This window comes from Nocardia grenadensis NBRC 108939, from assembly GCF_001613445.1.
Lineage (GTDB): Bacteria > Actinomycetota > Actinomycetes > Mycobacteriales > Mycobacteriaceae > Nocardia > Nocardia grenadensis.
Genome location: NZ_BDCJ01000042.1, coordinates 35,712 through 47,715, shown reverse-complemented (window position 1 = coordinate 47,715; position 12,004 = coordinate 35,712). Strand labels below are relative to the sequence as shown.

The following is a 12,004-nucleotide window of genomic DNA, read 5'->3' as shown; positions in this document are numbered from 1 at the left end:
GTCCGGCCCGCCCGCCCGCCGTCGGCACCCCGCCGGCGCGTCCGACCGCCGCGCGCCGAATCGTCCGGGCCACCGGCGCCGGAGCCCGGCGCCTGCCGATTCCACGGGCTCGACTGGGTTCCTTGGCCGGCCGGCGGTGCGCTCCCCGGCGCCGCGCCTGCCCCCTCTGCGCTCTCTTCCGCTCGCGCGTCGGAAGCCGCTTCCGCCATGGAAGCGGCGGCCTGGCCGGGAACGTCGATATGGCCGGCCGGGTGTTCGCGCGCCGCGACCGGTACGTCTTCGTACTGCCCGGCTTCCCGGTCCACCGGCGCCGGCCCCGCGGCAGCGGCCGGCGCCTCGACGATCGGTGGCCGCTCCCCGCGCACCTCGGCCGGCGGCGTTCCAGCCGCGAGGGATTCGGTCACCGGCATCCCCCCGGTGGCCGAATCGGCCGCCGGCATCCCGGCAGTGGCAGGATCGGCCGCCGGCATCCCGGCGGGGCTCGACCCGGCGCCGGCACTGTTCGCGGAACCACCGCGCGATCCGGCCGTACCCGGTTCGCCGGCCGCCGATACCGCGCCACCCTTCGCGGGCTCGTCCGGCGTGGTCGAGTGCCCGGGATCCGCAGGCGGCGCGGACAGGGAGGACTCTGCCGCCGTCATCGGCGTCGGGATCCAATTCCTGGGTGCGACAGGCACTTCCGACGGCACGCGCGCGCCACCGTGCTGGACGGCGGCCGGGCCGCGGGTCCCGTCGACCGGCGTGGGCTGGGTGCCACCGGGTGCCCCCGCCGGTCCGGGCTGCGCGACCGGTGTGGTGAAGTCGAGGTCGGCCACGCTTTTCGCGAATTTCTCCGCGTGCTTCACGATATCGTCGGCGTGATCGTCGAGAACCTGCGCGTAGCGGCGGACCTCGTCGGGATCGATATACAGGGAGTCGTTCCCGCCGCCGTCCACTCCCAGCAGATCGGCGGCGGCGTTGTAGACGACCCCGCTGATCATGTCCGAGACCGCCGCCTCGAGCGGTTCGATGGCCTTGCCGAGTACCTCGGCGACGATATAGGCCACGAGCATCTCCTCCATGGCCTTGATCAGACGTTTCGCCGCCAGTGAGATCGTCTGCCCTACCGCCGCGGAGGCACCGGAGGTGGCGATCGTCGCGGCCATGGTCGCGGTGTAGGCGGCCGCGAGGAGCGCGAGTTCGGTCAGCACGGCGACCTTCACCACGGTGATCACCTCGGCGGCGATCTCGAGCGCTCTCGCCACCGCCCGGCACAGTTCGTCGAGTCGCTCCATATGCGAGGCACTCAAACTCGCCCAGGATGCCACCAGCGCCCGGTACGACTGCCCCTGATAAACCGACCCCATATCGGTGATCGTCCCGGTGGCCGCCTGGTGCGTCCCCGAGACATCGTCGGCGAACGTACGGACCTGAGTGGCCAGCTCACGAACCTGATCCTCGTTGATGTCCGGGTACGGGACACCGATGAAGTTCAGGAACTGCGCTACTTCGTGGGGTATCTCTATGGCCAAGGGCGGGTGTTCCGCTCAGACGACCCGTACGACGACGGCGCTGGGGGGCATCGGGGAATAGGTCACGGTGGCGCCGGAATACGGCGCCTCGATCACCATACCGTTTCCCGCGGCGAGCTGAACGTGTTCGGGTCCGCGCGAACTGAACGACGACGCCGGGAACACCAGATCACCGGCCCGCACGTCGCGCGGATCGATGCGCTCACCCGAGTAGATCTGCTCATAGGTGGTGCGTGGGAGCACCACCTCACCGTCGGTGGCCTGGGCGATGGCGTACTGCGTCAGCCCGGAGCAGTCGAAGCCGCCGCCACTGGGCCCACCGGCGCCACCGCCACCCCAGATGTAGGGCAGGCCGAGCGCGCCATCCGCTACCTGGGCCGCCCGGCCGCCGCGGGTCTTGTCCCAGTTGCGGCGGATACCCCGGCGAGACGGCTGATGGGCCACCCTGCTGACCTGTTGCCCGGAAACCATACGGGGCCGGCGGCGCCTCCGCTTGCGTTGCGGCGCACCCGCTTTGCGGGTGCGCTCGGCGAGGGCCACCGGCGGCATGATCTGGGCCGCTTGTTTGCGTGCCGCGTCGATATCGGCGTTCACCTGCCTGGTCGCGTTCGTGATCGTCTGCTGAGCCGAGTCGAGTAGTGCCGGGCCGCTGAACCGGGTGTCACCGATGGAGGTGATGGCCTGGATCCGAGCCTGCAGATCGGAGATCTGACTGCTGAGGACGCCGCGCCCGTTCAGTGTGCCGGCCCCCGATTCACCGACCGTTTTGGTCACCAACCCGTCCCGGCCGTACTGGGTGTCGAGCACCGTACGTTGCTGGCCCAGCGCATCACCGTAGCCACGGGCGCCCCCACCGGAAAGCCGGGTGAGATCCGCGGCCATGGCCTGCGCGAGCGTGACCGAGGCACGCTCGGACGGCTGCCCGGCCCCGTACAACCCGAGCAGCTCGCGCAACACACCGTGCACATCGTCGGTCAGTGCCGGCATGCGATCAGCTCACCATCGCTCATCGCACCGACTTACCTCTCTGCCCCAGCACCCCGGGCAATTACTCGGCAATCAAGCCTCTGTTGTCCGTTCGACTATGCGACAACACGCCGATGAACGACGCCTCCCGTATTCCCATCCTTAGGAAGGCAACACAATAAAGTGGACATCACGGGAGGCGACGACAGCGGATGGACACAGCGACGGCAGACGCGGATCTCGATACCCCCGGAACCACAGGCGGCCACCGGCCCCCCGGCGCGCGGCCGGGCGAGCCACGTCCCGGTCCGCCGGTGCCCGGCGCGGCCGGGGCCCAGCCGACCACCCTGATGAGTAAGAAGGACACCGCGACCGGCGAGACCGTCGCGGCGCGCACCGGCGGACCCACGTCCGAGAGTGGGATGCAGATCGTCGGCAACTCCGGCCCGGACAAACCCCGATACCAGGTGACGCTGGTGGTGCCGCCGGGCGGTTCCACCGAGCTGAAAACTTTTATCGGGCAGGCGCAGAGCACCATCCAGCAGTCGGTCGACGTACTCGGCTTCGGCCGGTCCGACCCACCACCACCACCGAAAAACGGGAAGACTCCGGACAAGGTGCGGACTCTCGACCTGCCCCAAGCGGGCAGAGGTGTGGACCAGTACAAGCAGCAGGTGTTCTCGGCGGGTGCACGGCAGGACACCATGGTCGGCATGGACGCGCAGGTGGACGGCACCTCGCAGATGGTCGCCGCCGAGCAGGCCCAGACCCTGTTCTCCATCCAGCACGTCGTGGCCGACCTGAACACCGCCCTGCGCTCGGTGGGCTCGAAGAAGCTCAAACCGGCCGAGGAAGCCACCATCATGGATCATGTCGCCGCTGCGGTGACCAAGATCCACGACAAGGTGCAGGACGCGCAGAATGTGAACGTCGGCGCCGCAGGCGGCGGCTCGGGAGGCTCCGCCGGTGGCGGCGGAGCGGCCGGCGGCGGAGCGGGCGCGGCGGGTGCTGCCGGCGGTCTCGGTTCCATGTTGCCGATGCTCGCCATGCTGCCCATGGCGCTGATGCCCATGCTCGGCCAGCTCCCGGAACTCCTCGGTCAGAAAGACGACGAGGACGACGAGGACGACAAGGACGACGAAGCCCGGCCCGGTCAGCCCGCTCCGTCACCCGGCCCCACGCCGAGCGATCCGACGACCACGGCCCCCCCGGACAACGCCGCGCCTCCGCAGGGCGACACCCCGCCACAGAACCAGCCGCCGCAGACGCAGAGCGAAATTCCCTACGGCCCGACACCTCCCAGCAAACAGGTGTGACGCCGTTGCTCGCACCCCGCGAGCGAGCAACGGCACCACTCCGGACCACGCACCGCGCGGTTCGCCCCCGGCTTCATACGCAGCGGATCATCGGAATCCGCCGCGCGGCCCCTTCGAGCATCTCCACGGCTCATGGCCGGACAACAGCTCCGAGCGGTTCACTACCCGGGCCGCCCACCACTGGAACCCTGTGTTCGGAGACCGGCACCGGAAGCTCGGTCCACCGTCCGTTTCGCCCCCGTGCCCTCCCGCTCCCCGCGGGAGGGCACCGGCATCAGGAAGCCGCTCCGCGGGACTCCGGTGGCGGAGTCACCGAGGGCGGCACCGCCCCCGCCGGTGGGGCGCCGGTATCGGGCGCGGCGACGGCTCCGGTCGGCGGGGCGGCCACCGCGGGCCGCGGCGCATCCGTCCCGGCGACGGCTCCCGGTTCCACGGGGGCCGATACGCCCGTAGAACCACCGGCCGGGCGTACCACCTGCTCGTCGACCCCGGCGGATACCGCCGCCGGTGCGGCGACGAACGTGGGGTGCTCCAGGATCTGACTGTGCGCGTACACCGCGTCGCGCAGGCTCTGCCGGTCCGGGTCCTGATCCAGCAGCGCGACGAGTTCGTTGCAACGTCGCTCCCAGACCATGGCCCGCAACGCGCTCACCTCCTCGCCCACCCGGATGGCACCCAGATCGACCCGGCCCACATCCACCCGCTGCGAGATCATCGCGGCAGCCAGCAGATCATCGGCGTCGCGGAGCTCGTCCCACCAGGACCGGGGGATGTCTTCGCCGGCTTCGACCCGGGCCAGGATGCGGTCGCGGATACCGCGGGCGCCCACGCTGTCATAGTGCCCCGGCACGGAGCGGCCCAGGTGCGCGTGTGCGTCGAGCGCGAGTTCCACACAGCGCGCCCGTACTCCGGCATCGGGTACCGCGGCCACGGACTCCAGCGCCGGCGCGGAGCCGGTGAGGCCCAGGCGGTCAGTGGTATCGGGAGTGAGGACACGAAGATCGAGCTCGTAGCTCGGCCCGACGAGTCCCTGCATCGCGGCATCGGGCAGCCGGCTCTGCAGACCGGGATCGATCGGCCCGGACGAGGCGAGCGCGGAAAGCACGGCATTGGCCTTGGCGCCCCATGCCTTCCCGAATTCGGCCAGGATCCGTGCCGGGTCGGAGACACCCTCCCAAGGAGCCGCGACTTCGCCGTCGGCACCGAGCAGTTCGTCCCACAACCACGGTGTGGAGACCTGGCGGGGCAGGAACAGCCCGGCGGGCATCCAGCCGCGGCCCTCGTTGGAGGTGATGAACATGCCCGCGCCGCCGGGCCCGCGCAGGACCGCCACCGCCCAGGTCATCCCGACCGCTGATTCGGTGGCGGCGAGGACGGCCCCGAGCAGGGTCTTGGCGAGCACGAGGTCGTCATTCACCACGTCGCCGACGATGTAGGCGGGTTCGGACGCCTTGTCCTTCGCCGAGGCGACCGCCGAATCGAAAGGAGTTCCGATGATCGGGACCGGAGTTCCGCTCGCTGTACCCGCGTCCGCGCCGGTCGGCGGTATCGCCGCCGCGCCCCGGCCTTCCTGGCCGCCGCCGGCGGGGCCGCTGACGACGCTGCCCGGATGAACCGGGTCGCCGGTAACGCCCGAACCACCCGCGGGGCCCGCGGTGATCGGCGACGCGCCCGTCGCGGCGACCCGGTCGCCGGCCGGCGGCACGGCGCCGGGCGGGGCGGCAGCGCCGCCGGGTACTTCGCCGTTGCGTCCGGGCGCGGCCGCGCCGTTGGTGGCGGTATCCCCACCACCCGGAGCACCCGGCAATCCCGGGGACGCCGCGGCAGCGGGCATCTGGGTGCCCGGGGCACCCGGTGTCGCGGATTCACCGGCCGGTCCGCCCGGCGGGGGGCCCGACGGCGGCCCGGAGGGGATGCCCGCGGGCGCAATACCCGGATCGCCGATCCCGCGCGGACCATCGGGATCTTCCAGCGCCCTACCGATATTCGCGGCACCTTCAGCGTCGGTCCGCTCGTAGGCTTCCGCCGATTCGATCAACGAGTCGGCGGTTTGATCGTGCTCCCGCGCCAGCGCCTCGCCCGCCCGTTGCCGCGCCTCGTAATAACGTTCCAGCGCTTCCTTGACCGGGTTCGCGATCTTTCCATAGGTGGGTTCGAAGTTCGCGAGCCATTCGGCCGGTGGCTGGGCCCATTCCCGGGTTTCCGCCGCGACCTGCCGATGTTGGCTAGCCAGCTGGCGCAGTACCGCAGGGTCGATATCCAGCCATTCCGGCATGCTCGATCAATCCTTTCCCACCAGCGACTCATCCTCATTGTCGATTCTCCCCAATGCTGGGGAGACCGTACGGTCGGCCCGAACCCGGGACCTCAGCGCACCGAGGCCGTACTCACCGTGGCGCGGCGCGGAGCGGGTGGCGCCGCCGGCGGCGATGCGAAGAAGGGGTGTCCGAGGATCTGCGCGTGCGCGTACACCGCATCGCGCAAGGTCTGCCGCGACCGCTCCTCGGCCAGTAGAAGGACCAGTTCGTTGCACCGGCGCTGAAAGGTGAGGGTGCGCAACAGCGACAACTCCGATCCGGGATCCAGAGCCGCCGCGTCGGAACGGAGTTCGCCCAGCCCGATACGACCGGTATCGGCCCGATGTCCCAGCGCGGTGGCGGCGATCAGATCGTCGGCGTCCTGGATCTCCTCCCACCAGCTGTCCGCGAAATCCCGGCCGTCCCGCAGGGCGCGCAGAATGCGGAGCCTGATCGCCGGAGCGTCCATGGTGTCCACCGCCGGCAGTTCCGCCCGTGCGACGCGTGTGTGCGCGTCCACCGCCAATTCCAGGCAGCGCAACGCGATCCCGCTGTCGGGCACCTTGGCAGCCCGGTCGAGCAATCCGGGCGCGGCGGTGATTCCCAGCCGGTCCAGGGTTCCCGGGGAGGGGTTGCGCAGGTCCATAGTGTCCGACGGCGGCACCGAGCCTGCCAGCGCGACCGTACCGAGCAGACGGCCCAGCTGTGGATCGATCGGTTGCGACGACGCCAGCGCCGATAGCTTCGCACCGGATTTCGCGCCCCAGGCGATCGCGAACTCCACCAGTACCCGGGCCGGATCCGCGACGCCCTCCCAGCCGCACCCCTCGGCCACCGACCACAACCACGGCAGCGACACCTCGCTCGGCAGATACAGCCGAGCGGGCAGCCAACCCCGTCCCTCGTTCGAGGTGACGAAAGCGCTCACCCCGGTGGCGTGGCGCAGCACCGCGACGGCCCAGTCGACGCCGACCACCCACGAATCGGTGACCGCTCGGATACCGCCCAGCAGGGTGCGGGCCAGTACCAGGTCACCATCGACCCTCTCCCCCACCACGAACGACGGCGCCGAGGCCGAGAGCATGGCGGCGCCGACCGCGTCGTGTACCAGTTCGCCGGGCCCGGCGGACTTCCCCGCGCTCGCATCACCGTCCGGTATGGGGACGGGCTGCTTCCCCGGGGACACCGCGCTGACAACCGAGGACGCTCCGGGCGTGAGCGCTTTGCCGGTCGCCCCCGGCCCGCGATGCGCTTCGACGGGTACCGCGGCTCCCCGGCCGGCCTGAGCGGAGGACACCGTGCCCGCGGCCGGGGCCGAGCCACCCGCCGACGTGGCGGGCGCCTGCGCCCCGGTATTCGCGGCGGTCGCCGACGTGACCGCCGGGGCGGCTCCCGCCGCCGATGCCACTGCGGCCGGGAAGATCGGCGGTGCCGCGGCCGGTGCGGCCGGATGCTCCTCGGACTCCGGTGCCGGTGCGCCGGTCCCCCGGAGCACACCTAACACGTCGGCGGAGCCGTTGTCGCGGTGCATCTGCACTTCACGATCGGGCTGTTCCGATACCTCCGTCCGGGCGGGAACATCCGCTGCGGCCTGTGCGTCGCTCGGGGTATCGGCCGCCGCGGCCTCGGGCACGGCGGCGCCGCCGGTTCCACCGTGGACATCCGGTTGCGGCGCGGCGCCCTCGACGCGCGGTACCGGGGGCACATACCCCGGGGTGCCGGGCCCCGGCCCGGGATCGGCGCTCACCGGGCCGGGGCCGGGGGCCGGCCCCGTGACCGCGGGGCCGCCGGGCATCTCACCGGCGTTCACCGGCACTCGGACCTCGGGCGGCGAGAGCGGCTGCGGCCCGACCTGGTCCGGTCCGGGACGCAGCAGATCGTCGATCAGGTCGATCAGTATCCGGCCGAGCTCCGGATTCGGCAGTATCGGCCGCTCGAAGCCGGGAACCCACGGCCCGCCGTCGTAACCCGGTGTGTGCCGCCCCGGGTGGTCGTGGTGGTCGGGACCACCGTGCGGGCCGGGGCGCCGGCGCGGGGTGTGCGGGACCGTCCCCCCGGTACGCCACGGTCCCGGCTGACCGAGCGCCTCGGCGATATCGTCCAACCGGGGCAGCCCCTGCGGTCCCAGCGAATTCAGTGCCGCGTTGACAATATCGACCACCTCTCCGCGGGCCTCGCCGAGGATCTGCTCGGTCGCCTGACGGTCGGCCTCGGCTTCGGCTTCATCACCCTCTTCGTCGTCGCCGTTGTTGTCACCGCGGGTGGCCTGCTCGATCCGGTCGGTGGCATCGTCGACCACATCGAGCATTTGATTCCTGGTGCGCCGCACCACATCACCGAACGTATCGAAAGTGTCTGCCGCGGCCGACAGCGCCGCCGCGAAGGCACGCGGGTTCTCTTCCAGCGCGACCAGGGCGCGCCGGATCTCCGCCAGCCCGGCCGAACGCCGGACCGTCTCGTCGAACGCGTGCCGTGCCTGTTCGACATCGGAGAGATTCAGCGCCTCGGCGCCCTCGCGCGCAGAGCTCGCCAGGCCGTGCCACGCCGACGGCGGTATCTGTGGCCAGTCGTCGCCGACGATGCGGTTCCAGTGTGGGCTGGTCTGCTCCGGCGCCATCGTGTCCGGTCAGACCGCGGCGGAATGGACGACGCCGCGGCCGTCGATATCGGCGTTGCCGAGCACCGTTCTACCATGATCGGTGGCCTGCACAGTGGTATCGGATTGTCCGGCGACCGCCGCGGCCGCGGCGGCGAAGGTGTCCCGGATCCAGTCCAGTTTTCCGGTCATGTTCCGGTCCAGCGGCGAATCGGCTTTCGATTGCAGTACCAGCGAATCGACGGTGGTGCCGACGCTGTCGGTCATCACCGTGAGAGCTCCGGCGGCCTCACCCACGCTCGACGTCACCGCGTCGAGGGAAACAATGTCCACCATGGTCGTGTCCTGTCTGTCCTGTGCCCAGGTCAGGCCGGGCGGAGGCCGAAGGCCTGGTCCTCCAGAGCCTGATAGGCGGCTTCGGTCGGCAGGCCGAACGAATCGATGGTGTAGGGCCGGGCGCCGTTGGCCTCCATCTCGCGCCGCAGCCCCAGCCGGGACTTCGCGTGCGCGAGCCCCGCGACCTTGAGAATCTCCGCGCTCAACCAGGTGTCGCCGTTTTCCCGGGCGTCGTCGGTGATGTGCAACCCCACGATTTCCCCGTCGCGGTCGCAGGCCACGCCGACGGTATGGTCGGGGTTGAACACCTCGTGCACCTGGGGCGGCCCCACGGATTTGGTGCTCGGGGTGCCGTCGAGCCCCTCGTCGGTGTCGTCGTAATCGAAATCGTCGTTCATTTGCGTCTCCTGCAGGGTTTCGCCGAGCCTAGGCCAGAGTTTCCGACAGCGCCGACCACGTTTCGTCGCCGATGGTCATCGCCAGCCGCAGCGGCCAGACCCGCGCGCCCAGATACATCTCGCCACTTCCGTCACCGATGAGGTCCAGATAATCGGCGCCGTCCACATCGGCGTTCATCGAGATCGTGGTCACCGGGGGATTCCCGTCGTCCACACTGACGATCGACCCACCGCCGCCCGGAATGAAGCTTTTGCGGCAGCGCGGACTGTTACCGATCGCGACATCCGCGTTGTTGGTGGTGACGGTGATCGCGGGATTCAGCAGCAGCTGGGTCACCCAGGACCGCGCGGCCAATTCGGGCCGGTCCCCGTTGATTCCGAGCACCAGCGAACCGGCCAGGTCCACCACCAGCAGCTGGTCACTGTTGGTTATCCCAACGATCACCAACCGGTTGGGGCTGTCCACCGGCAACGGCAGATCGTCGGCGGAGACCGTGCTCGAATCCGCGCCGATACCGCCGTTGGCGGCCGGATACTTGGTGACGATCCCGGTGGCCACGTCGACGGCGAAGGCGACAGCCGGGTTGGGTGAACCGGACCCGAGCGCCGCCAGCCGGGCCAGGCCTTCCTCGTGTAGCCAGCCGATCGCGTCGGCTGCCGAGACCGAATCTTCGGCCGTCTCCGTGCCCATGGCCCCGGTCATCGCATCGCCTCGCCGACCCCGGCGGGTTCAGGTCTCCCCGGCTCGGCGTCGGCCGCCACACCGTCGGTGATCACCGTTTCCATGATCACTTGGTATTGCCGGGCCGCGTCCTGAGTGCTATCCCGGATAGCGGCCATGATTTCGGTGACCAGTTCCGCGCTGCTGAAACGATCCACGGTGCCGGGCGACAGATAGAGGCTGGTGAGCCGGCCCATCGCGTCCACTTCCGGAATCACCGTGCCGCTGGGCGAGGGCCGCCGCGCCCGCACATCGTCGATACGCTCGCGCATATCGGCGATGCGGTGCCGTAACTCGCGGGCCGCGTCCAGCGCGGCCTGTACATCGGGGTGGATGCTCATGCGTTTCCTCCGGAGCGGGACGGGGCCTGGTTGGCCGGCGACGGTGTCGGTTGAGTGACCGTCGGCGCGATGGTGGGCCGTTCCCCGATAACGGGTTCGGTGTGCGGGGTGTCGTCGACGTACATGAGCCGGTCCGGATGCCAGGCGACCACCCGGTTGCGTTCGCCGCCGGCTCCGCCGCCGCCCGCGCCACCCATACCCGGCGACATGGGCATGTACGGCATCATCGGCGAGCCGGCGGCGCCGCGACCGTAGGCGGTTCCGCCGCCCGCGGCGGTCTCGGCCACCGGCACCCGTGGCGCGCCGCCCACATTGCCGCCGGCATTGGCGGCGGTCAGCGGCATGGCCGTCGTCGCCGACAGGGTCTGCACATCGGCGGCGCTCGGTATCCCGCCGCCGGGCATCGTCGGCAGCGACGGCGACCCACCGGAAGGACTTCCGTACGACGGTACCGCGTAATCCCCGAGGCCGTAGTCGTCGTAATAGTCGTCGTACCAGTCGTCGTCGGAGATATCCCCGGTATCGGACAGACCGTTGCTGCCGAGCTGCATCATGCTCATGAGCATCGGGAGCATCTGGGAGAGCGCATCGCCGGAACCACCGGAACCACCGGCGCCGGTCTGCGCCGCCGCCTCCCCCGTACTCTGCGACGAATTCGCGATACTCGTACCCGTCTCGGTGGCATACGAACCCGTAGCTTCGCCCGAACGCACGTTCAACTCGTTGTATTCCGCGGTCGCGGCGGCGAGGGCCGCCTGATTCTTGGACCGCGCCGCCGCCAGCATCTTCTTACGGGCGGCCAGGATCTCCTCCGGGGTCGGGTGTTTGGCCTTCGCCCGGGCGAACGCGTTGCCATAGGATTCGGCGCCCTGCGCCAGCTTCTCCATCGCGTCCCCCAACTGGTCCATCCAGCCACGGTAGGTGGTGAACCGCTGCGCGACCTGTGAACCCACCGGACTCCAGTTCTGCAGGATCGAGCCCGCCCGGTCCATATCACCGGCGGCCTGCGTCCGGGAACTGGTGTTGAACAAGCGCACCGAATCGGCGAACCGATGCGCCGGTTCGGGACCGGGCCCGCTCTGCAGCTGACGCGCGAAGGTCAGCGGGTCGCCCGTGGTGACCGGCATATTGCTCAACCCCGGCGGAACCCGGCGATACCCCACCTGTTCCACGGCGGGGACAGGATTGTCCACCAGCTCCCCCGCCGATCCGTTGATCAGCCGGGCACCCTCATCGTCCGCGGCGGCATATTCCACCGCTGCCTGCCCGATGAGGTGCGCATCGCGCTGGATCTTGTTCAGCACCCCCACGGTGGCGTTGAACAGTGCCGCCGCCTGCGCGTTCAACTGCGGGACGGCCTGCGCGGAGATCGGGTCGGAGCCGGCGGGGAGCACCCATTCACGGGGCACGGCCGCGCCGGTGAGCCGGGCCAGGTCCGCAGAACGCCCCGCGACCGATACCAGTTCACCGAGATCGACATTCAGCGCCATGTCTCATCTCCTCTCACCCGCACCTTCCGGCC

10 protein-coding genes are annotated in these 12,004 nt (G+C 70.4%); 1 reads left to right on the top strand and 9 read right to left on the bottom strand.

Features of this window, described 5'->3' with window-relative positions; translation table 11 throughout:
• Positions 1-1,511 (bottom strand): WXG100-like domain-containing protein (locus NGR01S_RS28955; protein ID WP_063042449.1); only part of this gene is annotated, 1,511 nt, incomplete at its 3' end.
• A 15-nt stretch (positions 1,512-1,526) separates the two neighbouring features.
• Positions 1,527-2,498 carry a C40 family peptidase gene (locus NGR01S_RS28950; protein WP_063042447.1) on the bottom strand — a complete coding sequence of 324 codons (972 nt, stop codon included), beginning with the start codon at positions 2,496-2,498 and terminating at the stop codon, positions 1,527-1,529.
• Positions 2,499-2,689: 191 nt separating this feature from the next.
• Here NGR01S_RS28950 and NGR01S_RS31820 point away from each other — a divergent pair, with 191 nt between their 5' ends.
• A complete protein-coding gene (locus NGR01S_RS31820; protein ID WP_174551762.1) occupies positions 2,690-3,793 on the top strand; it encodes a hypothetical protein in 1,104 nt (367 codons plus the stop codon).
• A 274-nt stretch (positions 3,794-4,067) separates the two neighbouring features.
• Here the strand turns inward: NGR01S_RS31820 and NGR01S_RS28940 are convergent, their stop codons facing one another.
• From NGR01S_RS28940 to NGR01S_RS28910, 7 genes are all read right to left on the bottom strand, one after another.
• On the bottom strand, positions 4,068-6,068 hold the full coding sequence (locus NGR01S_RS28940; protein ID WP_063042443.1) for a type VII secretion target: 2,001 nt from the start codon (positions 6,066-6,068) through the stop codon (positions 4,068-4,070).
• Between the two features lie 92 nt (positions 6,069-6,160).
• Positions 6,161-8,707 carry a hypothetical protein gene (locus NGR01S_RS28935; protein WP_063042441.1) on the bottom strand — a complete coding sequence of 849 codons (2,547 nt, stop codon included), beginning with the start codon at positions 8,705-8,707 and terminating at the stop codon, positions 6,161-6,163.
• 9 nt (positions 8,708-8,716) lie between these two features.
• Entirely contained in the window at positions 8,717-9,022 is a 306-nt protein-coding gene (locus NGR01S_RS28930; protein ID WP_063042438.1) for a hypothetical protein, read from the bottom strand.
• Between the two features lie 29 nt (positions 9,023-9,051).
• Positions 9,052-9,420, bottom strand: coding sequence for a hypothetical protein (locus NGR01S_RS28925; RefSeq protein WP_063042436.1), 369 nt, complete (start codon positions 9,418-9,420; stop codon positions 9,052-9,054).
• Between the two features lie 28 nt (positions 9,421-9,448).
• Positions 9,449-10,111, bottom strand: a complete 663-nt coding sequence (locus tag NGR01S_RS28920) for a hypothetical protein (RefSeq protein WP_063042467.1) — start codon at positions 10,109-10,111, stop codon at positions 9,449-9,451.
• Positions 10,112-10,119: 8 nt separating this feature from the next.
• The gene (locus NGR01S_RS28915) at positions 10,120-10,482 is read right to left on the bottom strand and encodes a YbaB/EbfC family nucleoid-associated protein (RefSeq protein WP_245664816.1); all 363 of its coding nucleotides are present in this window, start codon (positions 10,480-10,482) and stop codon (positions 10,120-10,122) included.
• Positions 10,479-11,972: a PPE domain-containing protein gene (locus NGR01S_RS28910; RefSeq protein ID WP_063042434.1), complete on the bottom strand. Its 1,494-nt coding sequence runs from the start codon at positions 11,970-11,972 to the stop codon at positions 10,479-10,481. Before NGR01S_RS28910 ends, NGR01S_RS28915 begins: the two co-directional genes overlap by 4 nt.
• Between the last annotated feature and the right edge of the window lie 32 nt (positions 11,973-12,004).